Genomic DNA, 22337 nt, shown 5'->3' with positions numbered 1-22337 from the left:
ATATTATACCAATCGTACTAAATAACTGGTCATTCTAGCTTGTTAAAATGCTCGATAACGGCATTAGAATTTTTGATTGTAAAATAACTACTTATCGAAAAATTCTGCCTTGTTCTCGAGCATTTTTCCCGCACTAGCTCTGATCACTTACTTTAGTGTAATTGGTATTAGTGGAAGTCATATTAGTGAGTTTATCAATTTTGAGCAAGTTACTCTTTGGGGTAACTCAAGTTTTCATTGCTTGATGGCTCAGGGGCATTCGGTAATCGCCTGATCATAAGGAATAATACCAGCATAAGCACTAGCAGCATCCCTTTAATCCACACGATAGGTGCCAAATAAATAGAGAAGGAGAAGCTGATTAACATCATTAAGTAGGCTTTTCGCTTAATAGAAGGTCGCATGCTTCTATTTTGCTGCCAATTGTCAATCATAGGTCCAAAGGTTGGGTGCGCCCTTAGCTTTCGATTGAGGCGCGGAGAGGCCCTCATAAAGCAGGCGCTCGCCAATAACACAAACGGCGTAGTTGGCAAAAGAGGCAGTATAATCCCTAGGATACCCAATAATAGGCTCAGTACCCCAAAGACGATTAAAAAAACTCTTTTTATAGAGGTCCCTGCACTATTCACCAAATTTATGTCCGCGTTAACTCAAAGCATTAAGCGGAAGAGTATCTGAAGTCGCCGGAAAAAAGAAGCAGATCCTATGACTCTTTTCCTTCGATAACGATTTGACAGTTAGCGTGAGGTAAGCCGCTCAATCTGAATGCATTTTTCCCCGTTCGCGATAGTGACAGAGACTGCTGAACAAAAGCGCCTTGTTCTCCTAAGCTCATTTGTGAAGACAGTGGCATCAGCTTGCCTTGAGTTTCAGGCGCACTCCATACGCCATCCAGTCCTGCATTAAGCAATTGCAGCTCTTGATTGGGAAAGTTTGCCAATCCGATAATGGCATTAATTGGTTCACCGTATTCCGCGTAACGAATGCCTTTATTTAATGTGCTGACCAGATCTTGAATATGGAACACCTGCCCTTCTTGACTGCGGATATAATCATTAAACAAGGCTCTGATTAACAAAGTGGTTGAAACTCCGTATTGCTCACTAGAATCGGTATCTAAAATATAAAATAAGAACTGACCATTCATGCTCCACGCATAATCGTAGACCAAAGGCATGCTTTCAAGGCTTTGTAACACGCGAAAATGGCAATCCCATACCCCTTGGCTAGTTTTCGCTTCCGGTACCAGTGCTTGCAATAATTCTCGAGAAATGTCCGGATGATTGTGCAGATATTCCAAATGCCAATGCAATTCTTGATCTTCAGGCAATTCGCCTTGCTGATTTAACTGAAACCATTGACTAGTGAAATCTCGACCAACATCCACGGAATCTCTGGCTTCCACCAGGGTACTTTCGACCGTTTTGAGTAAATGAGTAGGATTTACTATCGGCTTAGTAACAAAATCTTTAATTCCAAACTTGAGGGCTTTGGCAACAACTGATATTTTGTCGGTGCCGGAAATAACGATCATTGGCAAAGACGGGTATTGGTGACTGACCTCTTCGACAAATTCAATTCCATCTAGTACAGGCATTTCTATGTCACAAATCACTAGATCTGGAACTTTTTTAGCCAGATGTTGCAATCCAACCAGACCATTATCTGCTTCAAAGACGCGATAATTTTTTGCCTTTAATAGCGAGCTTACTAATTTCCTAAATACGATGTCGTCATCTAGGATTAGTACATCTCCGGCTTGTTTTTCAATCATTTGCGGTTCCACTACTATGCTTTGTACGTGCACTTTACGCTCTTTAAGTCTACCTATTTAGCTATAACATTAGATGTCCGTTGAAATAATAACAAAGATAAATGACTTATTTTAACGACAAATTGTGTAAACTGATTGATAATAAACACTTAATCACCTGGCCCATTGGGTTTACCCCCTCATATAAGTGAGTGCATATCTAGATCATGAAAGACACAATGAAACTTGATGACCTCAATCTGTTCCGCCAAGTCGTGGAGCATGGAAGCTATACAGCTACGTCACGCGCAACTCGAATTCCGGTTGCAACTATCACTAGACGCATACAAGCATTAGAAGATGCTATCGACTTACGACTGTTGAACAGACATGCTCGCAAATTGACGCTAACAGAAGCAGGACAACGCTTTTATGAGCAATGTGGTCCATTACTCAAACAACTCTCTAGTTCTGCTGTAGAGCTTGGTGAAGAGTGCAGAGGAGCCGCAGGTCGCCTACGTGTTTCTTCTCCGGCAAACTTAACTAAGCGTATGTTAATGCCTCTTATTGAAGGGTTCATGACCACTTACCCTGATATTCAAATAGATCTTAACATGACCAACAGAGCGGATGAGCTTGACCCAACAGAATGGGACATGATTTTCCGAGTAGGTCCACAGCGCGATTCAAACCTAATCGCAAGAAAGCTAACCGAAGTAAAAGATATTTTAGTAGCAAGCCCTGACTACCTAAAATCGAACACCGCTTCTTTGCAGCACGCCGAAGATCTTTCTGGTCACTCTTTGCTAAAAGGCTTGCCTTTGACTCATTGGTCTCTTGTGAACGTTCATGGTGAAACGGTAGTGAACAAAGAGAAAGGCAAGTTAGAAGCTTCCGATCTTAACGTGGTACGACACACTTGTTCTTGTGGCGTAGGTATTGCTCTGGTTCCTGATGTTATGGTTGACCATCACATCGCAAATGGCGGCCTTGTACAAGTGCTTCCAGAATGGACAGCGAACCCTCGTGATATCTTTATGCTGTACAACCATAAAGACCATATCCCTGAGAAAACACGTTTGTTCATCGATTACATCAGAGATTACTTCAATTAATTGTCCACGATGAAGTTCCATCTTCATCACAGCTGATATTGAATCACCACTGATATAAAAAGGCTCAGCAATGCACAATTGCTGAGCCTTTTTGTTATTAGTCATTCTCTATCAAACATAAAAAAACCAGCAGCCTAAGCCACTGGTTTATGATTCTGTTTACTAATCTTAGAAAATAAAAGAGCTTAAGCGCCTTCGTTATACATTTCCAAGTTCGCAAGATCTTGGGCAATGTTTTGCTCAAGTTTGGCATCATCTGAACGAAGTGAATCTAGGAAATCCAGATACTTCTGATCCACATCACCAGTCACGTATTGACCACTAAATACCGATGTTTCAAAAGTACTGATATCAGGGTTACCATGACCAACAGCCGATACTAGATCTTCAATTGATTGGAACATCAAGCCATCAGCGCCAATCAGTGCGGCAATTTCGTCAACTTCACGTCCGTGCGCAATTAATTCATTAGCACTTGGCATGTCGATGCCATACACGTTCGGGAAACGAACTTCAGGAGCTGCTGATACGATGTAAACCTTGTTTGCACCAGAATCACGCGCCATTTCGATAATTTGCTCAGAGGTCGTACCGCGAACAATTGAGTCATCAACAAGTAATACGTTTTTGCCTTTGAACTCAGAGCGAATCGCATTCAGCTTACGACGTACTGATTTCTTACGTTGTTGCTGACCTGGCATGATAAAGGTACGGCCAACGTAGCGGTTTTTCACAAAACCTTGGCGGTATGGTTTATCAATGATTTGTGCAATTTGCAGTGCGATATCACACGATGTTTCTGGGATTGGAATAACCACATCGATATCCAAATCATCCCATTCGCGTTTGATTTTCTCACCCAATTTGTTACCCATTTCAACACGAGCACTGTAAACAGAAATCTTGTCGATAAATGAATCTGGACGAGCAAAGTAAACGAATTCAAAGATACATGGGTTTAATTGTGGATTCTCTGCACACTGCTGAGTATACAGTTGACCATCAAATGTAATGTAAACCGCTTCACCAGGAGCCACATCACGCATGAAGTCAAAGCCTACCGCATCTAGTGCTACAGACTCAGAAGCCACCATGTACTCAGTGCCACCTTCCACTTCTCGTTTGCCTAAGCAAAGAGGACGAATGCCGTTTGGATCGCGAAAAGCCACCATGCCATGACCGATGATCATTGCTGTAACCGCGTATGCACCACGAATGGTTTTGTGTACACGCTCTACCGCATCAAACACGTCTTTCTCAGTAATATTAAAAGTTTTGGTCATATCAATGTTATGAGCCAATACGTTCAATAGTACTTCTGAATCAGAAGTGGTGTTTACGTGACGACGGTCTTTCTCAAACAGGTTCTGACGTACTTCGGCAGCGTTGGTAAGGTTACCATTGTGCGCGAGCGTAATACCAAAAGGTGAGTTTACGTAGAAAGGTTGAGCTTCTGAAGCACTTGAGCTTCCTGCGGTTGGGTAGCGAACATGCCCAATTCCCACGTTACCTTGTAAGCGTTGCATGTGTTTTACTTCAAACACATCCTTAACCAAGCCGTTCGCTTTACGTAGACGAAAACGATTGCTATTTATGGTAACAATACCCGCTGCATCTTGCCCACGATGCTGCAAAACCGTAAGCGCATCATAAATCGATTGATTAACAGGAGTTGTGCCTACAATTCCAACAATACCACACATGTCTAAACCCTCAGTATTGATTTAAGCTTTACCCACGCCGGATAAAAAGCTTGACGTTTCTTTAAGATGTTCGAAAAACGGTGCGATCAGACGACTAAACTCTGGGATCAACTGCGATTGGCGCCACCAGTCGGCATTTGAAAGACTGGTGAATGCATCCATAAAGAACAGTACGGCAGCGACGATGAGTACGCCACGTAAAGTACCAAATACGACTCCAAGCACGCGATCTGTACCTGACAAACCGGTCTTCTGTACTAATTGAGCGATGGTGTAATTGATAACAGCACCAACAATCAATGTTGCCACAAACAGAGCGGCTACCGCGGCCCCATTTCGAATCATATTGTCTTGGATGTTTGTAAAGTACACCGCGAGTTTTGTGTAATATTGACTGGCAATAAAAAAGGCGCCAAACCAAATCACTAAAGACAGGGCTTCCTTAACAAAACCTCGTACCAAGCTGATCAGCGCAGATAAGCCGATCACACCTAAAATAGTAAAATCTATCCAATTCATGAGCTTTACTTCCTCATGCTGGCGCGCATTCTAACAGAAAAATGCGCGACGCAAACGTTTTCTTTATGGTTTTAGTGGCTTAAATGTCTGAATCTGACCATTTGCGCCAAGCAGTTTATTTAGTTTTGGTAGTTCCGCTTCCAGTTTTGAACGGGAAACATCTGGCCCTACAATTACGCGATAAAAGTTGTTCGCTTTCACCACACTGGCTCGATAACCGCTTTTTTGCAGATCTTTTGCCATCTTCTCGGCGTTTTCAGCATTTCTTAATGAAACCAGCTGAATAATCCATGCGCTGTCTTGATAGTGATTGCGTTCTACAACTTTATGCTCCTTCACTTTCACCACTTCTGGTTTATGTTTGGTTACATGTTTAGTTGTGTGCTTCGGCGCTGCTTTGGCTTCGTGCTTCACTTCAGCCACTTTATGGGCTTTCGGCGCGCTGTGATCAGGAATCACTTCTTCAACCGGTTCAGGTGGTAAAGAAACGTCTTCTTCGACAGGGTCAAGAACTTCAAACGATTCTACTTCTGACTCAAGTTGAGGTTTAATAGGAATAGCGACCGTTTCTTCTTGATAGTGCGATTTTTCACCGTCTAATATATCAGGAAGCACAATTACCCCTACTGCAACCAGTACTATGGTACCGACTAAGCGACTTTGAAATTTACTCGCCATTGTTTCTCCTTGTTTGCCAGTGCTCTAACACGGCCCCTACAGTAAAAAATGAACCCATGACGACGACAACGTCATCTTCGCCAGCATCGCTCAGCGCCTGTTCAAAGGCTGCGACAGGGTTATCATAAGCTTTAGTGCCTTGAGCAAGGTATTGGCATAGCTCTTGGGCTGATGCCGCGCGTGGGCCTTCTAGAGAGGCTGGGTACCAATGCTCAGTGCAATCCGATAATGCATTCAGCGTCGATGCCACATCTTTGTCATGCAACATACCAATCACGGCGCGAATGGTCTTTTGTGGGTAACGCAGCTGCAGTTGAGCCACTAAATATTGCGCGGAATGCGGATTGTGCGCGACATCCAAAATCACAGTAGGCTGTTGTGATAACACCTGCATTCTTCCGGCTAATTGAGCCTTGTTAAGCCCATTAACGATATTCACATCGGTCAGATCTAATTCAGAGACACCCAATGCCATCAATGCCGTGGCCGCATTAGCCAGTGGCAAGTTTGGTTTAGGTAGGTCTTTGACATCAAAACTGCCTGATTGCCAATCCCACAGTGTGCCGTGTTCTTGATATGAATACTGATAGCCAACTTGGTACAACTTGGCGCCAATGTCATCCGCGTGCGCGGCAACGGTCATCGGTGCATCAGGTTGACCACAAATCGCAGGTTTGCCAGGGCGGAAGATGCCCGCTTTCTCAAAACCAATCACATTGATGTCATCCCCAAGCCAATCAACGTGATCAATGGCAAGGCTAGTAATCACACTCACGTCATGATCAACAATGTTCGTGGCATCTAAGCGTCCGCCTAACCCTACTTCCAGCAGTACCACGTCCACTTTTTGTTCTTGGAACAAGTGCAAAGCCGCTAGTGTTGCGTATTCAAAGAAACTTAAGCTAATTTCACCACGCAGTGCTTCAATGGCGCAAAATGCCGAGACATGTTGCGCATCATCGAGGTCTTGTCCGTTAATGCGAACGCGTTCGTTATAACGAATCAAATGTGGAGAGCTGTAAACACCGACGCTGTAACCGGCATCGAGCAATATGGCTTCCATGATGGCGCACGTAGAACCTTTGCCATTTGTTCCGGCAACGGTAATCACTTTAGGTGCAGGCTTAGTTAAGCTTGGAGTCGCTTTTTGAGCAACTTGAGAAATGCGATCAAGACCAAGGTCAATAGCACTGGTATGAATGGATTGTAAATAATCAAGCCACACCTTAAGGGATGATGTGGCTTGTGGGATATATGGACTCATCAATCTATTAAACGCTAAAACTGTAGATAATGAGTACTGTACTATTTTTCTGGCGCTACGGGTACTTCGTATTCAGCCTCTTTTGAGCCTTTATTCCCAGAAGTCGCTAAAGGTGTTGGATAATTAGTCATTTTTGCAACTAAGTTACCTACACACTGACGCATTTCACGGCGATCAACAATCATATCGATTGCGCCATGCTCAAGTAAGAACTCACTGGTTTGGAAGCCTTCAGGTAAGTCTTCACGAACCGTTTGCTCAATTACGCGACGACCTGCAAAACCGATAACCGCACGCGGCTCACCGATGTTGATGTCACCTAGCATAGCAAAACTTGCTGAAACGCCACCCATAGTCGGATCGGTCATTACTGAGATAAACGGTAGGCCTTTCTTAGAAAGACGCTCTAGTGCAGCACTGGTTTTAGCCATTTGCATCAAAGACATTAACGCCTCTTGCATGCGAGCACCGCCACTGGCAGAGAAACACACCATGCCACAGTTGTTTTCGATGGCAGCATCAACGGCGCGAACAAAACGTGCGCCCACAACCGAACCCATAGATCCGCCCATGAACTTAAATTCCATCGCACACGCCACGATAGGCATGTCGTTTAAAGTCCCTTTCATCGCGATCAAAGCATCTTTTTCGCCACTGCTTTTTTGATAAGCAACGATACGATCTTTGTAACGCTTGGTGTCTTTAAATTTTAGTTTATCTTTAGGCTCTAATTCTGCGCCTAGTTCTTCACGGCCGTCCGCATCTAAAAAGCTGTCAAGACGCATACGAGCAGAAATGCGCATGTGATGGTCACATTTAGGACACACTTCTAGGTTACGCTGCAGCTCAGCTTGGTATAAAACTTGTTCACAAGAGGTACATTTCGTCCATACACCTTCTGGAACATTCGCCTTGCGAGACGGTGAAATACTGCTTTTATTGAAAATCTTCTCAAGCCAACTCATGAAAGACCTTTTTCATTAAGCTCTCGCCCCAAAGGCAAGAGGTTGATAATTTGCAAGGATTAAACCATAGATCTACTCAAGTGTAGATAAAAAACTGGTTGTACCTATTCTTTAATACTTAATTATGACAATAAAATGACGCCAAATTGATGCTAAATTTGCTTTTCGTTACATTTATTCAGGTAGAAACAACGGACCCATTGGATATTCTGGTATCGCAAATTCATCTGGGTAATCGACTCTCACCAAATATAATCCATGTGCTTTTGCCGTTGCACCTGCCAATGTGCGATTTTTCTGCGCTAACAACCACGCAATCCACTCAACAGGCTGTTCACCGCGCCCTACCACCAGCAAACTGCCGACAATATTTCGCACCATGTGATGCACAAACGCATTCGCCTTAATATCCACTACGATATATTGGCTATGACGAGTAACATCAATGTGCATCATATTACGAAATGGGCTTAGTGATTGGCAGTGAGCCGCTCTAAATGAACTGAAATCATTTTCGCCGAGTAGAGATTGCGCCGCTTGATGCATTTTTTCAACATCAAGATCGCCGTGATAATGACTGACGCCTTTTGCCAAAATTGCAGGGCGTAATGAATGGTTGTAGATAACGTAGCGGTATCGTCTTGCGGTCGCGCTAAAACGAGCGTGAAAATCTTCTGAGACTTCAGTTGCCCAGCGCACCGCAATGTCGCTTGGCATATTGGCATTGACGCCCATTTGCCACGCTACCATTTTACGAGAAGCGGTAGTATCAAAATGGACTACTTGTCCGGTGCCGTGTACGCCGGCATCGGTACGACCGGCACATTGCACCTCTACTGGATGATTCGCTACTATCGATAATGCTTTTTCTAAACGCCCCTGAACAGAGTCAAAATCGTTTTGTCTTTGCCAGCCGTAGTATTTTGCACCATCGTATTCGATGCCAAGTGCGATTCTCATCAGAAACAATCCAGTTAGAAATTAGGGTCGGCAGTATAAACGAAGCGTTTAACGGTCTCAATTTCTTATTATGAATGAATCGAATCTAGTAGATTTTGTGCGCGTTGCTGTTGATGTTCATTACCCTTATCAATGACATCGCGCAGTAACTTACCGGCATGATTCAAATCATTCATTTGTATGTACACAGAGGCTAAGTCTATCTGACTTGATAGTTCCCCTTCTACGTCAACGTCTTTAAGCTCGACATTGCCGATCACATCAGGAAATTCTTCTAGTCCGACTCGAAGATCGAGCTCTTCTTCATCGGGGTTGGTTGCAGGTTCTGCATCTGCCTCAGCGATCACTTCATCGATAGACTTATAGGCAGTAGTTGGCTCTGTCTCTTCTGGTGCTGGTTTAGATATCGTTGCATCATTTTCTGTAGCGATAACTGGTTTTTCAATAACTGTTTGTTCAATAACTGAGTCACTCGCTGCTACTGCATCACCTAAATCTAGATCATCTTCTGCTAACAGCGCTAACGCTTCTTTTTTAGCATCCGCAAGCGCTTCTCTTTCGCCATATTCAGGCAAATCCGCGACGTTTACGATCTCATCTAGATGAGATTCTTGCTCTGTAGACTCTTCGCCCTTGCTATTGTCGCCATAGCTACTACCACTATCGCTATCAGAATCCGTGTTGTCTGAGGTAGCCACCTCACCCGTAACTTTAACCGCTAAGATTTTATCCAGCTCTTGCTCAAACTCTTTATCCAATGGGTTAACCGTACTTTGCGCCATCTGCGCTCGAGCAGGCACTTCAATTGCGGCGTCTGGTGTTTGACTGTCATCGCTTTGTTCTTGAACGTGTTGCGCTTCGGTATTTTCTTCTGACGATGCCACAACGGTTGCGATAGGTTCTACATTTTCAATTTCAGGGTCGTTATCGCCTTTCACGCTTGGCACGGGGTTAAGTGCTTTTGGCTCTGTAGGCTCTTTACCAATTTGCGGAACCGGTCTGACGGATAAGGTCATTTTGATGATAAGCAACATGATAAGCGCTGTCACAGCGGCCGATAGCGCCACAATCACCCATACATTTGTCAATAAACTTGAATTTGATGCAGGCGCAGGGAGATTGGCATTTTCTGCTTTTAAAGTTTGCTCTGCGGTGGCGCGGCGCTGGGTTTCTAGATCGAGTTGCCCTTTTAATTGCACGACATCCGTACGAATTGAGCCTAATGCTTGCAGAAGATCTTGGTTATTTTGGCGTAATGAGCTGAACTCTTGCTGTGAGGATTGTAATTGCTGCTGCAAAAACTCGATTTGCTTTTGCTGTATTTGACGCGCACCCAAATCTTCTACATTAATTTTAGTCGGCGCATTGTCTTGAGCGATTTTTGCTAAATAGCTGGGCTTTTTCGCATGAATTTTTAATAAGCGCACTGCCTCAGCAACACTCTGTTTATCAATTTCAGCATCAGTTGGCAAAGTGATGATACTGCCCGGTTTGAGCAAGTGGATGTTTCTATCTTCAAAATCCGCTAAGTTATTTTTGTAGATAGCCAAGATCACTTTATAAACCGATTGCTGCTCGCTGGTTCTTACGGTTTGTCCTATCGACCATAAAGTTTCATCGATAGCCGTGGGGCCATAAGTGCGTTGGCTAGAGAGTTTATTTTGATCTCGGTTAAGCTTAGTTCCATCTAGTGAATCAGGAACGATATAAGTAGGAACGGCTTGCAAATGACCACTTGGGCCTACAAGACGGATGTCTTCTGCATGTGCCACGATAGAAACACACAAACACGCAATTACAATAAGAGTACGACGATACAATTCCATTTGAGTTCGCAACTAGATTTCCCTTAAGCGGTGAATAGTATTAATTTGCTAAAGTTTTGCGCAAAAGACAACTATAGGATGATTATTTACATCAAAAATGTGCCTAAAATTCGATTACGGGTCAAGTAGTGGTTCTTCAGTTACCAAAAATAGAAAAGCCACCAGCAAGTTACCTCGCCAATGGCCTTTTTTACTTATGCTTGTAAAGCAAAAAACGTTTACAGCAAAATCTAAAAAAATCAGATACTTCTATAGTTTAAAAGTAGTCACGAATTAATAGCTCTGCAATTTGTACAGCGTTAGTAGCGGCGCCTTTACGCACGTTATCCGCGACAACCCACATGTTTAGGCCGCTGTGGTGGCTAATATCGTTACGAATACGCCCTACCATGACATGATCTTTACCGCCCGCGTCACGAACTTGGGTTGGGAAATCTTGACCGTGGAACACTTCAATGCCGTCGGTTTGCTCAAGTAACTGCACCGCTTGCTCAGCATCAATCGGCGCACGCGTTTCTAGGTGCACCGCTTCAGCATGACCATAGAAAACCGGCACACGAACACAAGTTGGATTCACCATGATAGAAGGGTCGTTAAAGATTTTCTGGGTTTCCCAAACCATCTTCATCTCTTCTTTGGTGTAACCGTTGTCCATAAAGGTATCGATTTGTGGAATACAGTTAAAAGCGATTTGCTGAGAGAACGCTTCCGCTTCTGCAGGTTGACCGTTTAATAGTTTTGCCGTTTGGCCTGCAAGCTCATCAATGCCCGCTTTGCCCGCACCTGCTACTGACTGATAAGTCGAGACGTTAATGCGCTCAATACCCACTTCATCATGGATAGGCTTCAAGGCAACCAGCATTTGAATAGTAGAACAGTTTGGGTTTGCAATGATGTTGCGGTTACGAAACTCTGCAATGGCTTCAGGGTTTACTTCAGGCACAACAAGAGGTACATCATAGTCGTAACGGAACTGCGACGTGTTGTCGATAACCACTACGCCTTCATCTGCGGCAATAGGAGCCCATTTCTCAGACAGTTCACTGCCCGCTGAAAATAGTGCGATATGTACTTGAGACCAATCAAACTCAGCCACATCTTGCACTTCGATACTTTTGCCGTCAAAGCGGTAAGTTTTACCCTTACTGCGTTCACTGGCCAGTAGATGCAGTTCGCCAATCGGAAACTCTCTTTCTTTTAGAACGTCTAAAAGTGTTTCACCGACAGCGCCAGTTGCGCCTAAAATGGCGACATTAAATTGTTGACTCATTAACCTACCTCTACCTTAAATCCTAGCTCTTGCAAGGGTTGCAAATTACAAGACGCATCGCCAGTGAGCGTCACCGCGCCATATTCTCGGCGGTCCCAATACTCTTTACGCATCTTATCAAATGCCCCTGTTTTACCGATTTCACGGCGAAACAGTGCATCGTCTTTGCGCACATCATAAATCAATTGTGTGAGGTTGTGCAGTGTTGCTTCGTCCCACTGGCGTGATAAATGCATTTTTGGCACGGGAGCGGTAGGCAATAACTCATCGGCGCCAACCGCTAAGGGGCTATTAATGTGCTGGCAAAATGAATTAAAGATCATTGTTGTACCGCGCGCCTTACCCTCTAAACCGTAGCCTGCAACATGCGGAGTGGCAAATGCAAGCAGTGGTAATAACTCCAAGTCCACTTCTGGCTCAAATTCAAACACGTCCAAGACCGCAGTAAAGCCGTCATTGCGCTGTAAACGCTGTTTTAAGGCTTGGTTATCCACTACAGGACCACGAGCGGCATTAATTAAAATCTGCTCAGGTCGCATTGCCTGCAAGCGCTCGCTATCAATTAAGTGATGAGTTGGGTATTCACCGTCTCGTGTAATTGGCGTGTGTAGCGAAATCACATCACTGCGTTCAAGCAATTCATTCAGTGGCGTAAATTGACGTGGATCGCCTTCTGCTTCTTTTAAAGGGTCATTGATTAACACTTGAATGCCAATGCCTTGTAGACATTTCGCAAGATAACTGCCTACCTGCCCTGCACCGACAATACCCACGGTTTTATCAAAAATTGAGAAGCCTTGTTGCTGAGCCAGTACCATTAACGATGAAATGACGTATTCCGCCACGCCAACCTTGTTACAGCCCGGTGCATGTGTGTACGCCACAGCTTTGTCTTGTAATGCTTGTTGATCAAGGTGGTCATAACCGGCGGTAGCAGTGCCGACAAATTTCAGTTTGTTGGCTTTTTCCAGCAATGCTTGATTGACCTTAGTGACGGAGCGAATCATTAACGCATCTACGTCCACTAAGTCGTCAGCACTGATTGTGCGTCCAGATAAGGCCACAACCTCACCTAATTTGCCAAACAGTTCTTTGGCATACGGCATATTTTCATCAATTACGATTTTCATTTGTAATACTTCAGCTGTTTTGAACAAGTAACAGAATAATCATAAACAAAAGACCCGACAAGCAATGCCTGTCGGGTCTCATTATTTATGTGCTTTTTTGTATTTAATTGAGCTTAAAGGATTAACCTTCGTACTTTTTAAATACCAATGTCGCATTAGTGCCGCCAAAGCCGAAGCTATTTGACATCACTGTTTTCAATTCTTGGTCGCGTTTCTCAGTGACGATGTCAAGACCTTCAGCTGCATCATCAAGCGTTTCGATGTTGATGCTTGGTGCAACAAAACCGTGCTCTAGCATTAATGCTGTGTAGATAGCTTCGTGTACGCCTGCCGCACCTAGAGCGTGACCTGTCATCGCTTTAGTGGCTGAAATTGCAGGGCTGTTACCGCCAAACACTTCTTGGATAGCACCAAGCTCTTTCACATCACCTACAGGAGTTGATGTGCCGTGTGTGTTCACGTAATCCACTGAATCTACGTTTTGCAGTGCCATCTTCATACAACGTACTGCGCCTTCGCCTGATGGAGCCACCATGTCGTGACCATCTGAGTTTGCGCCGTAGCCAACAAGTTCGCCGTAAATCTTAGCGCCACGAGCAAGTGCGTGCTCTAGCTCTTCGATAACCATCATACCGCCGCCACCAGAGATAACGAAACCGTCACGGTTTGCATCATAAGTGCGTGATGCGCGAGTTGGCTCATCGTTGTATTTAGTTGATAGAGCGCCCATAGCGTCAAACATCATAGACATGCTGTAGTCCAGTTCTTCACCACCACCAGCAAAGACAACGTCTTGTTTGCCAAGTTGGATAAGCTCCATCGCATGACCGATACAGTGAGCTGAAGTTGAACATGCAGAACTCATTGAGTAGTTCACGCCTTTAATTTTAAACGGCGTTGCCAAACAAGCTGATACTGTAGAACCCATTGTACGAGTGACCATGTATGGACCCACTCGTTTAACGCTTTTTTCTCTTAGAATATCAACTGCTGCCACTTGGTTTAGAGACGATGCGCCGCCAGAACCGGCTACGATACCAGTGCGTTCGTTAGACACCTGCTCAGGAGCCAAACCAGAATCAGCAATTGCTTGCTCCATAGAAATGAACGCATACGCCGCAGCATCACCCATGAAACGCATTTGTTTACGATCAATGTGTTCCGCTGGATTGATCTTCAAGCTACCCCAAACCTGTGAACGTAGCCCTTTTTCTTTAAATTGTTCTGAGGCTTCGATACCAGATTTGCCAGCTTTTAGAGACTCTAGTACTTCTTCGACGTTGTTACCGATACTGGAAACAATACCCATACCAGTGATCACGACTCGTTTCATGTGACATTCCTATAATTCAAATTTTCCGCTAGATAATACCTAGAAAGAGCGGATCAAGTGGTCAGCTTTCCTAGATATTTGTACAATCACTTCAGTTAACGTCTCATTCTATGATCTATATGCCAAAAATTAAACACGCTCAACTCGATTGGAACGACGCCGGAACCCCGGTATCAGAGCAATTCGATGATGTCTACTTCTCGAACAACGATGGTCTTGCTGAGACTCGTTATGTGTTTCTCACCCAAAATCAACTGCCTGTTCGCTGGCCAATCTTCAACCAATCCCGCTTTGTTATTGCGGAAACTGGCTTTGGCACAGGGCTAAACTTTCTCGCTGTCTGGAAAGAGTTTGAGCTATTTAGAGCGCAATATCCACAAGCGTCCCTCACTCAACTGCATTTTATCAGCTTTGAAAAATACCCTGTTACATTAAATGATCTGCAACAAGCGCATAAAGCGTGGCCAGAGTTAGAGAAATATGCGACCGAATTACAGCAGCACTACCCTATGGCGCTTTCTGGGTGCCATCGCCTGATTCTTGCTGATGGCGCTATCACTTTAGACCTATGGCTGGGGGATATCAAAGATAATCTTCCCGATGTACCAACTCATAGTGATGGGATTGTCGATGCTTGGTTCTTAGATGGCTTTGCGCCGAGTAAAAACCCTGAGATGTGGAATCAGGATTTGTTCGACGGTATGGCTAAGCTGGCTAAGCAAGATTGTACCGTTGCCACCTTTACCGCAGCAGGGTTTGTGCGCCGAGGGTTGATTGAAGCAGGCTTTGATATGAGTAAGGCCAAAGGCTTTGGGCATAAGCGCGATATGATTGTCGGTAGCATGCGCGACAAACAGCCGTACAGCAATATCTTGCCTCACTTTGCCAGAGAGCCTCTAACCTCTGTTTTTGATTCAAACACACCCGATAAGCCAGTCGATAATATTGCCATTATTGGTGGCGGTGTCGCCAGTGCTTGTCTTGCTTATTCTTTAGTGCAAAAAGGTGCACAAGTGACACTGTATTGCCAAGATGAGCAACTGGCCCAGGGCGCATCCGGCAATAGACAAGGCGCACTTTATCCGTTGTTAAACGGCGATCACAATGCCGTTTCGCAAGTTTTTTCTAACGGCTTTGTGTTTGCGCGCCAATTCTATGATCACGTAGCGGCTAAAGTGAGCTTTGACCATGACTGGTGTGGCGTTACCCAATTATTTTGGAATGAAGCGGAGCAAACCAAGCTATCGCGCATTGTGCAAGGGCAATATCCGCATGAGTTAGTCACTCAACTCAACCCTGAACAAACCGCGCGCACTATTGGGCTCGATTGCTCGTACGGCTCGGTGTTATACCCACAAGGCGGCTGGCTATCACCCTCGCAATGCACACAAGGCATTATTGAGTTTCTTGCGCAACAGCAGCAATTAACGCTAAAACAGCCGTGTAAAGTGACCCAGTTAGAGCAAAACGAACAAGGTTGGTTGGTCACCAGTCAGCAAATGGACGAACATATAAGCGAGCAAAAAAATCAACAGCAATACACCGCGGTAGTGATTGCGAATGGACACAGTTTTGATGAGTTTGCACAAGCGCAATCTATTCCCCTTGGCAAAGTAAAAGGGCAAGTGAGCCATATTCCTACGACTACTCAACTGCAAAAACTCAATACTGTATTGTGTTACGACGGCTACTTAACGCCGAAAAGCCCGTTAGATCAGCACTGCATTGGCGCAAGTTATGACAGTCGCGATCACAGCACTGATTACAATGAGCTGCACCAACAACAAAACGCCTCTAAATTGCAGCAGTGCCTACCCGACCAAAGTTGGCCAGCCGAGGTTGATGTGAGTGCCAAAGACGCGAGACAAGGCATACGCTCTGTTTCTAGAGATCATCTGCCTTTTATCGGTAATGTCGGTAAGTTTGCAGACATAGTGACTCAATACGCGAATTTAAGCCCGCAGAAAACAGTGCCCGCAACCGTAGTCAGCCAGTATTCAAATCTATTTTGCTTAATTGGTCTTGGCTCAAGAGGCTTAACTTCAGCGCCGTTAAGCGCCGAAATTTTGGCTTCACAAATGCTAGGGTATCCATTGCCTATGCCTGCTTCCACCTTAAATGCATTGCATCCAAGTCGCATGTGGGTAAGAAAGCTGATTAAAGGTAGACCTCTTGCTAAGCCAATTAAATAAGCAATCTGCAACAATATGGGCTCAGAAAGAGCCCATTATTTATAGTGCCAATTGGGTATATCCAAACTAAGCGATAAGCTTACCTAGCGCATCCATCACTTGTTGCTGTACCTGTAGGTCTTTAAATTCATTCTTCTGCACATCAAATGCATCATAAAAATTGGGCACAGATAACGAGGCTTTCACATCCGCACCAAAATAAGGCGCAGAAGCGACGGCGGCGGCAAGTACCGATTTAGCACCACCTGGGCCCGGTGACGTTGCCATGTACAAGGCGGGTTTATTTTGGAATACATTGCGCTCAATGCGAGTCGCCCAATCGAATAAGTTCTTATAGGCGGCGGTATAACTGCCATTGTGCTCTGCAAAAGAGACTATAATGGCATCAGCTCGGCCAAGTTTAGCCAACAGCTTTTTCGCTGATTCCGAGTGTCCAAGCTCTTTTTCAGTGTCTTCACTGAAGAGTGGCGCTGGATAATCAATAAGATCAAGCACTTCAACATCGGCATTGGCTAGCTGATGAGCAGCGTACGACGCGAGCGTTTTATTGATTGAAGTTGAGCTGGTACTGGCGGCAAAGGCGATAATTTTCATAACTGATTCCTTGTTCGATAATCCATCGTGTCATTCTGTCTTGCAATGACGTCTTGCAATTAAAAGCGGGCTCATAAAAAATATGCTGTGACTCAACTCTGAATCACAGCATATTCATGTCCATTCCCAACATACTAATTAATCAGCGTTGAGTCAGCATTAACGCAATAAAAATTAGACTAAGCCAATGCTTTCGATAAACCATTCCACATGTCGGCCACAATAACGCGATCCGCTGGTGTTAGCTCTGATTGTGCGTCCGCAAGGCTTTGTTCGATTTTTTGCTTGAATACGGCAACATCGGATACCGCTTCGTATTCACAATCAGCCGCGGCTAAAGAGATATGACCACGTAAATAGCCACCCGCAAACAGCTCGTCATCCGACGCAGTGGCAACGGTTTGGTCAATCGTGTCAAGTAACTGTTCTTCGAGTTGTAAAATCATGGTTCAAAGTACCTTAAAATCTTCCTGAGTAAGTGGCGGGACACTATAAAAATCCCGAAGCGCATTAGAAAGCATCTCAACCCTAGTTGGCAAGCCTTTCTCTAAAATATCGATAACCTCTTGCTGAACCTTATGTGTAAAACCTAATCTATCTGGTTCAAAGTCTCCGCTTAGGTTGTCACAACTGACTTGAAAACGAAACCCTGCACTTTGTGCCAATATCCATTCATACGCTTGCGGGCGGATCTCGACCACTTCAAATTGCGCTTGGGTGTTGGCATCACGACCATCAGGTTCATACCAATAACCAAAATCTTCGAGTAATCGTCGTTTTGGCCCAGCGACACACCAATGCGCAATCTCATGCAGAGCTGAAGCATAAAAACCACGGGCAAAAATGATGCGATGGTACGCAAACTCATCATCTGCAGGAAGATAAATGGGCTCGTCTCCCCCTAACACCAATCGAGTGTTAAAAGAGTCAAAGAAAGTATTATCGAAGATAGTAATAAGGTCGTTATAGTCGTGCATGGGAAAATCTTACAGAAAGGAAAGAGAAACGGGCGGAGAATTAAGAGCGCTGAATGCCGATTTTACAATCGGAAGCATCCAACAGCTCTTTAGTTTATCTATACAATTTTTGGTGTTTCGGTTACTACGCCATGGTTTTGACCACGGTGACGCAATAAATGATCCAGCAATACAATCGCGAGCATCGCTTCGGCAATCGGCACAGCGCGAATACCCACACAAGGATCGTGACGACCTTTAGTGATAAGTTGCGTCGCCTCACCTTGACGGTTAATCGTATTGCCCGGCACTGTGATGCTTGAGGTCGGTTTTAGTGCAATATTTGCCACAATGTCTTGACCTGTTGAAATGCCACCTAAAATGCCACCAGCGTGGTTAGAGGCAAAGCCGTCTGGAGTCAGTTCATCTCGGTGTTGACTGCCCTTTTGTGCAGCCACTGCAAAGCCATCGCCAATTTCAACGCCTTTTACCGCATTGATGCTCATTAACGCGTGTGCAATATCGGCATCTAAACGATCAAAAATAGGCTCGCCCAAACCGACAGGGACACGCGTAGCCACCACCTGTAATTTTGCGCCAACAGAATCGCCATCTTTTTTAAGATCACGGATTAGCTGGTCAAATTTATCGACTGCAGCAGCATCTGGAGAGAAAAATGGGTTGTTTTCAATTTCATCAAAATCGATAGTATCGATTTTTACATCGCCCATTTGCGTCAAATAGGCGCGCACTTCAACGCCAAATTCTTGCGCTAAATACTTTTTAGCCACGGCGCCAGCAGCCACTCGCATTGCGGTTTCGCGAGCCGATGAGCGACCACCACCTCGGTAATCACGCACACCGTATTTTTGATGATAGGTGTAATCGGCATGACCCGGACGGAACTTGTCTTTGATTTCAGAGTAATCTTTAGAACGTTGATCGGTGTTTTCAATCAAAAGCCCAATCGAAGTACCTGTGGTTTTACCTTCAAAAACGCCTGAAAGAATTTTAACTTCATCCGGTTCACGACGTGCTGTTGTATAACGCGATGTACCAGGACGACGACGATCGAGATCTTTTTGAAGATCGGCCTCTTCTAAGGCTAAGCCTGGAGGGCATCCATCGATGATACAACCCAATGCGATACCGTGGCTTTCACCAAAAGTGGTCACGCGAAAATGCTGGCCAATGCTGTTTCCTGCCATTACTTCCTCATTGTAAGTCTGTTTTAAACGGTCTAATGCCTTTCATACTGGCTTTATCACACTCTATTGTAAAGTGCTTTGTACTGTGTAAACAAAAAACGGCACCCTTTTAGTTACTATCGATAACTAGTGGATGCCGTTATGTTCTTTTTATCCGTATGGATTAATCAATATAAAGTGCAAACTCGTCAGCACATGCTAGCAACTGCTCTTTGGTGAGCATGAATACGCCGTGACCGCCGTTTTCAAACTCTATCCAAGTAAATGGAATGTTTGGATACTGCTCAATCATGTGCACCATAGAATTGCCGACTTCACAGATCAAAATACCGTTGTCTGTTAGGTAGTTTGGCGCATTCGCCAAAATGCGGCGCACTAATTTTAATCCGTCAGTACCGGCGGCTAAACCAAGCTCTGGCTCATGCTTAAACTCGTCAGGTAGACTGTTCATGTCTTCTTCATCCACGTACGGCGGATTAGACACGATGAGATCGTATTTCTCTTGCACCAAATCACGGAATAAATCCGAACGAATTGGCGTCACTTGCGCTTCAAGACCGTGATCTTGGATATTTTGCTCCGCCACTTCTAGCGCGTCGCCTGAAATATCAATCGCATCGACTTCAGCATCAGGGAAGGCGTGACCACAGGCAATCGCAATACAACCACTGCCGGTACACATATCCATGATGCGAGTAGGTTCACCCGCTAGCCAAGGTTGAAACTGATGTTCAATTAATTCACCAATTGGCGAACGAGGCACTAATACACGTTCATCAACGAAGAATTCCATACCGCAGAACCAAGCTTTATTGGTGATGTAAGCGGTAGGTGTACGTTCGTTAATACGCTTAATTACGCGCTCAACCAAACGCAAACGCTCACTGCTTGTTAGGCGAGAATTTAAAACGTGCGCAGGTACGTCGAGAGGCAAATAGAGTGAAGGCAAAATTAATTGAACCGCTTCATCCCACGCATTATCCGTGCCGTGACCGTAAAATAAGCCCGCTGCGTTGAATCGGCTTACTGTCCAACGAATCATGTCTTGCAGTGTGTGAAGTTCAGCCACTGCTTCATCTACAAAAATCTTATCCAAAAGTTTCTCCAAAAAGCGCTACAATACTGCCTAATCTAAAGATAGATCAGAAACTTTATTCCATGAACAAATCAGATAAGCCAAATATTGATGACTTTTCTTTGTTTAAAGAAGCAGTACAAGGCGTTAAAAAGTTACAACAGGATACCATAATCCAACCGCCAACAAGAGAAACAAAACAAAAACAACAGCAAAGGTTTGATCGAGAAGCCAAAGATAACGAATTTTACTTCTCTGATGAATTTGAACCTTTGCTCAATGAGGACGGTCCAACCCGTTACGCTCGCAGTGATGTCTCTAAGTATGAAGTCAAAAGACTGCGCCGTGGCGTGTATGTGCCAGACGTGTATTTAGACATGCATGGCATGACGCAAATGGAAGCCAAACGTGAGCTTGGCGCCATGATTGCGCATTGCATCAAACAAAATGTGCATTGTGCTAGCGTCATGCACGGCATCGGCAAACATATCTTAAAGCAGAAAGTGCCATTGTGGCTGGCTCAGCACCCTGATGTGATGGCCTATCATCAAGCACCTTTGGAGTTTGGTGGTAGTGGTGCACTGCTGGTATTACTGTCTATTCCAGAAAAATAGTGATCTTTTCTGCCTTCGTTGCGTAATCAATGTCAGATGTTCAAATATTTGAATATCCAAAAAACAACACGAGGGATAGGATATGTGGTCGCAATTAACTAAAAAATCAGTTTGGTTCATCGGAATACTTTTTCTAAGCTTGAATGCCTACGCAGGCCATCATGGTATGAAAAAGGACATTGTGGATGTGGCCGCAGGAAATGAAAACTTCTCAACCTTAGTCGCAGCGGTTAAAGCCGCCGGCCTAGTTGATACTTTGAAAGGTGATGGACCGTTTACAGTTTTTGCACCAACAAACGACGCATTCGCAAAGCTTCCTGAAGGCACTGTCGAAATGCTACTAAAACCAGAAAACAAAGATAAACTTGTAGCGATTTTGACCTATCACGTAGTCGCAGGGAAAGTAATGGCGGCTGATGTGGTTAAACTATCACAAGCTGAAACAGTGCAAGGCGGTACCGCCATGATAAAAGTAATGGATGGCAGGGTAATGATAGATAACGCCACCGTGACGGGGACCGACATTAAAGCGTCGAACGGCGTGATACATGTTATCGACACGGTATTGATGCCTAAATAATGTAACCTACTATGCTCAAGGTAACTCATTTAGACAAAACGGCGACCTCTTGGGTCGCCGTTTTACTTTTAGATTTTAAGGCTGATTCGCTTCTAGGTTAGGCCAAGCTGGCCTTCTAAGTTATGGCGCGATATGCCACATCAATTCACCGTTTTTACTCTCAAGTTCAAAATCAATAGCGGCAAAACCTGAGGTTGGAAACATTGGTGCTGCCATATCATTGACAAATTCAGCAGTAAGGTAGCCCACTAAAGGTAAATGAGAAACCAGTAACACTGACTGCGGTTTTTGAACTTCAGCTAAAGCACACACATACTGGTAAACATCTTCAGAATGCCCGTAAGGAGTAATATCGGCACACTCTTCTACTTTATCGGCAGAAAAAAGCCCTTTAATCTTATCCCAAGTTTGTTGCGCCCTGATGTAAGGACTAACCAAGACTAAATCAAAATGTGAAACACCTTGCTCGACTACGGCTTCGGCCACTTGCAATGATTGCGCCTCTCCGCGAGCGGTCAATGTGCGTTCAGCATCACTTGATGCAAAGCTTCCTGCTTCTCCATGGCGCATGATATATACGTTCATTTTTGTCCTAAACTTGT

At 44.5% G+C, this 22337-nt stretch carries 22 protein-coding genes; 4 read left to right on the top strand and 18 right to left on the bottom strand.

The window, feature by feature from the left end:
- Window positions 1–209 precede the first annotated feature (209 nt).
- Complete coding sequence (locus VHA01S_RS02515) at window positions 210–629, bottom strand: YbaN family protein (RefSeq protein WP_084309028.1); 420 nt, start codon at window positions 627–629, stop codon at window positions 210–212.
- A gap of 74 nt (window positions 630–703) precedes the next feature.
- A complete protein-coding gene (locus VHA01S_RS02510) occupies window positions 704–1774 on the bottom strand; it encodes a response regulator (protein ID WP_240432732.1) in 1071 nt (356 codons plus the stop codon).
- A 218-nt stretch (window positions 1775–1992) separates the two neighbouring features.
- Between VHA01S_RS02510 and VHA01S_RS02505 the strand changes: the two genes are divergently transcribed.
- Entirely contained in the window at window positions 1993–2868 is an 876-nt protein-coding gene (locus VHA01S_RS02505; protein WP_039969978.1) for a LysR family transcriptional regulator, read from the top strand.
- Window positions 2869–3053: 185 nt separating this feature from the next.
- Here VHA01S_RS02505 and purF read toward each other — a convergent pair whose 3' ends face one another.
- From purF to fabB, 10 genes are all read right to left on the bottom strand, one after another.
- Complete coding sequence (gene purF / locus VHA01S_RS02500) at window positions 3054–4571, bottom strand: amidophosphoribosyltransferase (protein ID WP_023402774.1); 1518 nt, start codon at window positions 4569–4571, stop codon at window positions 3054–3056.
- A 21-nt stretch (window positions 4572–4592) separates the two neighbouring features.
- On the bottom strand, window positions 4593–5090 hold the full coding sequence (locus VHA01S_RS02495; protein ID WP_023402773.1) for a CvpA family protein: 498 nt from the start codon (window positions 5088–5090) through the stop codon (window positions 4593–4595).
- Between the two features lie 63 nt (window positions 5091–5153).
- Complete coding sequence (locus VHA01S_RS02490) at window positions 5154–5768, bottom strand: SPOR domain-containing protein (protein WP_023402772.1); 615 nt, start codon at window positions 5766–5768, stop codon at window positions 5154–5156.
- On the bottom strand, window positions 5758–7032 hold the full coding sequence (gene folC / locus VHA01S_RS02485) for a bifunctional tetrahydrofolate synthase/dihydrofolate synthase (protein WP_023402771.1): 1275 nt from the start codon (window positions 7030–7032) through the stop codon (window positions 5758–5760). Before folC ends, VHA01S_RS02490 begins: the two co-directional genes overlap by 11 nt.
- Before the next feature lie 41 nt (window positions 7033–7073).
- Window positions 7074–7997: an acetyl-CoA carboxylase, carboxyltransferase subunit beta gene (gene accD / locus VHA01S_RS02480; protein WP_023402770.1), complete on the bottom strand. Its 924-nt coding sequence runs from the start codon at window positions 7995–7997 to the stop codon at window positions 7074–7076.
- Between the two features lie 174 nt (window positions 7998–8171).
- Entirely contained in the window at window positions 8172–8957 is a 786-nt protein-coding gene (truA, locus tag VHA01S_RS02475; RefSeq protein ID WP_023402769.1) for a tRNA pseudouridine(38-40) synthase TruA, read from the bottom strand.
- Between the two features lie 68 nt (window positions 8958–9025).
- Window positions 9026–10783, bottom strand: a complete 1758-nt coding sequence (locus tag VHA01S_RS02470) for a FimV/HubP family polar landmark protein (RefSeq protein WP_039969977.1) — start codon at window positions 10781–10783, stop codon at window positions 9026–9028.
- A gap of 256 nt (window positions 10784–11039) precedes the next feature.
- Window positions 11040–12053 carry an aspartate-semialdehyde dehydrogenase gene (locus VHA01S_RS02465; RefSeq protein WP_023402767.1) on the bottom strand — a complete coding sequence of 338 codons (1014 nt, stop codon included), beginning with the start codon at window positions 12051–12053 and terminating at the stop codon, window positions 11040–11042.
- The gene (locus VHA01S_RS02460) at window positions 12053–13183 is read right to left on the bottom strand and encodes a 4-phosphoerythronate dehydrogenase (protein ID WP_023402766.1); all 1131 of its coding nucleotides are present in this window, start codon (window positions 13181–13183) and stop codon (window positions 12053–12055) included. Before VHA01S_RS02460 ends, VHA01S_RS02465 begins: the two co-directional genes overlap by 1 nt.
- 121 nt (window positions 13184–13304) lie before the next feature.
- Window positions 13305–14516, bottom strand: a complete 1212-nt coding sequence (gene fabB / locus VHA01S_RS02455; RefSeq protein WP_023402765.1) for a beta-ketoacyl-ACP synthase I — start codon at window positions 14514–14516, stop codon at window positions 13305–13307.
- 119 nt (window positions 14517–14635) lie between these two features.
- Here fabB and mnmC point away from each other — a divergent pair, with 119 nt between their 5' ends.
- A complete protein-coding gene (gene mnmC / locus VHA01S_RS02450; protein WP_039969976.1) occupies window positions 14636–16708 on the top strand; it encodes a bifunctional tRNA (5-methylaminomethyl-2-thiouridine)(34)-methyltransferase MnmC2/FAD-dependent 5-carboxymethylaminomethyl-2-thiouridine(34) oxidoreductase MnmC1 in 2073 nt (690 codons plus the stop codon).
- A gap of 66 nt (window positions 16709–16774) precedes the next feature.
- Here mnmC and VHA01S_RS02445 read toward each other — a convergent pair whose 3' ends face one another.
- From VHA01S_RS02445 to prmB, 5 genes are all read right to left on the bottom strand, one after another.
- Window positions 16775–17302, bottom strand: coding sequence for an NADPH-dependent FMN reductase (locus VHA01S_RS02445; RefSeq protein ID WP_023402763.1), 528 nt, complete (start codon window positions 17300–17302; stop codon window positions 16775–16777).
- A 179-nt stretch (window positions 17303–17481) separates the two neighbouring features.
- Window positions 17482–17748: a YfcL family protein gene (locus tag VHA01S_RS02440; protein ID WP_023402762.1), complete on the bottom strand. Its 267-nt coding sequence runs from the start codon at window positions 17746–17748 to the stop codon at window positions 17482–17484.
- A gap of 3 nt (window positions 17749–17751) precedes the next feature.
- Window positions 17752–18279 (bottom strand): elongation factor P hydroxylase, encoded by a 528-nt coding sequence (locus tag VHA01S_RS02435; protein WP_023402761.1) that lies wholly within the window; start codon window positions 18277–18279, stop codon window positions 17752–17754.
- Window positions 18280–18377: 98 nt separating this feature from the next.
- Window positions 18378–19466, bottom strand: a complete 1089-nt coding sequence (gene aroC, locus VHA01S_RS02430) for a chorismate synthase (protein WP_023402760.1) — start codon at window positions 19464–19466, stop codon at window positions 18378–18380.
- Between the two features lie 163 nt (window positions 19467–19629).
- Window positions 19630–20562, bottom strand: a complete 933-nt coding sequence (prmB, locus tag VHA01S_RS02425) for a 50S ribosomal protein L3 N(5)-glutamine methyltransferase (RefSeq protein WP_023402759.1) — start codon at window positions 20560–20562, stop codon at window positions 19630–19632.
- Between the two features lie 62 nt (window positions 20563–20624).
- Between prmB and smrB the strand changes: the two genes are divergently transcribed.
- Window positions 20625–21155 carry an endonuclease SmrB gene (smrB, locus tag VHA01S_RS02420; protein WP_023402758.1) on the top strand — a complete coding sequence of 177 codons (531 nt, stop codon included), beginning with the start codon at window positions 20625–20627 and terminating at the stop codon, window positions 21153–21155.
- A gap of 82 nt (window positions 21156–21237) precedes the next feature.
- Window positions 21238–21735 (top strand): fasciclin domain-containing protein, encoded by a 498-nt coding sequence (locus VHA01S_RS02415; RefSeq protein ID WP_023402757.1) that lies wholly within the window; start codon window positions 21238–21240, stop codon window positions 21733–21735.
- Between the two features lie 120 nt (window positions 21736–21855).
- Here VHA01S_RS02415 and sixA read toward each other — a convergent pair whose 3' ends face one another.
- On the bottom strand, window positions 21856–22320 hold the full coding sequence (gene sixA, locus VHA01S_RS02410; RefSeq protein ID WP_023402756.1) for a phosphohistidine phosphatase SixA: 465 nt from the start codon (window positions 22318–22320) through the stop codon (window positions 21856–21858).
- Between the last annotated feature and the right edge of the window lie 17 nt (window positions 22321–22337).

It is taken from the genome of Vibrio halioticoli NBRC 102217 (assembly GCF_000496695.1).
GTDB classification, from domain to species: Bacteria; Pseudomonadota; Gammaproteobacteria; order Enterobacterales; family Vibrionaceae; genus Vibrio; species Vibrio halioticoli.
This window is presented reverse-complemented; position numbering and strand designations above follow the sequence as displayed.

Bases quoted from the DNA above. Each gene is read 5' to 3' on its own strand.
- VHA01S_RS02510 (WP_240432732.1), bottom strand. From the start codon at position 1,774: ATGATTGAAAAACAAGCCGGAGATGTACTAATCCTAGATGACGACATC.
- VHA01S_RS02505 (WP_039969978.1), top strand. From the start codon at position 1,993: ATGAAACTTGATGACCTCAATCTGTTCCGCCAAGTCGTGGAGCATGGA.
- purF (WP_023402774.1), bottom strand. From the start codon at position 4,571: ATGTGTGGTATTGTTGGAATTGTAGGCACAACTCCTGTTAATCAATCG.
- VHA01S_RS02495 (WP_023402773.1), bottom strand. From the start codon at position 5,090: ATGAATTGGATAGATTTTACTATTTTAGGTGTGATCGGCTTATCTGCG.
- VHA01S_RS02490 (WP_023402772.1), bottom strand. From the start codon at position 5,768: ATGGCGAGTAAATTTCAAAGTCGCTTAGTCGGTACCATAGTACTGGTT.
- folC (WP_023402771.1), bottom strand. From the start codon at position 7,032: ATGAGTCCATATATCCCACAAGCCACATCATCCCTTAAGGTGTGGCTT.
- accD (WP_023402770.1), bottom strand. From the start codon at position 7,997: ATGAGTTGGCTTGAGAAGATTTTCAATAAAAGCAGTATTTCACCGTCT.
- truA (WP_023402769.1), bottom strand. From the start codon at position 8,957: ATGAGAATCGCACTTGGCATCGAATACGATGGTGCAAAATACTACGGC.
- VHA01S_RS02470 (WP_039969977.1), bottom strand. From the start codon at position 10,783: ATGGAATTGTATCGTCGTACTCTTATTGTAATTGCGTGTTTGTGTGTT.
- VHA01S_RS02465 (WP_023402767.1), bottom strand. From the start codon at position 12,053: ATGAGTCAACAATTTAATGTCGCCATTTTAGGCGCAACTGGCGCTGTC.
- VHA01S_RS02460 (WP_023402766.1), bottom strand. From the start codon at position 13,183: ATGAAAATCGTAATTGATGAAAATATGCCGTATGCCAAAGAACTGTTT.
- fabB (WP_023402765.1), bottom strand. From the start codon at position 14,516: ATGAAACGAGTCGTGATCACTGGTATGGGTATTGTTTCCAGTATCGGT.
- mnmC (WP_039969976.1), top strand. From the start codon at position 14,636: ATGCCAAAAATTAAACACGCTCAACTCGATTGGAACGACGCCGGAACC.
- VHA01S_RS02445 (WP_023402763.1), bottom strand. From the start codon at position 17,302: ATGAAAATTATCGCCTTTGCCGCCAGTACCAGCTCAACTTCAATCAAT.
- VHA01S_RS02440 (WP_023402762.1), bottom strand. From the start codon at position 17,748: ATGATTTTACAACTCGAAGAACAGTTACTTGACACGATTGACCAAACC.
- VHA01S_RS02435 (WP_023402761.1), bottom strand. From the start codon at position 18,279: ATGCACGACTATAACGACCTTATTACTATCTTCGATAATACTTTCTTT.
- aroC (WP_023402760.1), bottom strand. From the start codon at position 19,466: ATGGCAGGAAACAGCATTGGCCAGCATTTTCGCGTGACCACTTTTGGT.
- smrB (WP_023402758.1), top strand. From the start codon at position 20,625: ATGAACAAATCAGATAAGCCAAATATTGATGACTTTTCTTTGTTTAAA.
- VHA01S_RS02415 (WP_023402757.1), top strand. From the start codon at position 21,238: ATGTGGTCGCAATTAACTAAAAAATCAGTTTGGTTCATCGGAATACTT.
- sixA (WP_023402756.1), bottom strand. From the start codon at position 22,320: ATGAACGTATATATCATGCGCCATGGAGAAGCAGGAAGCTTTGCATCA.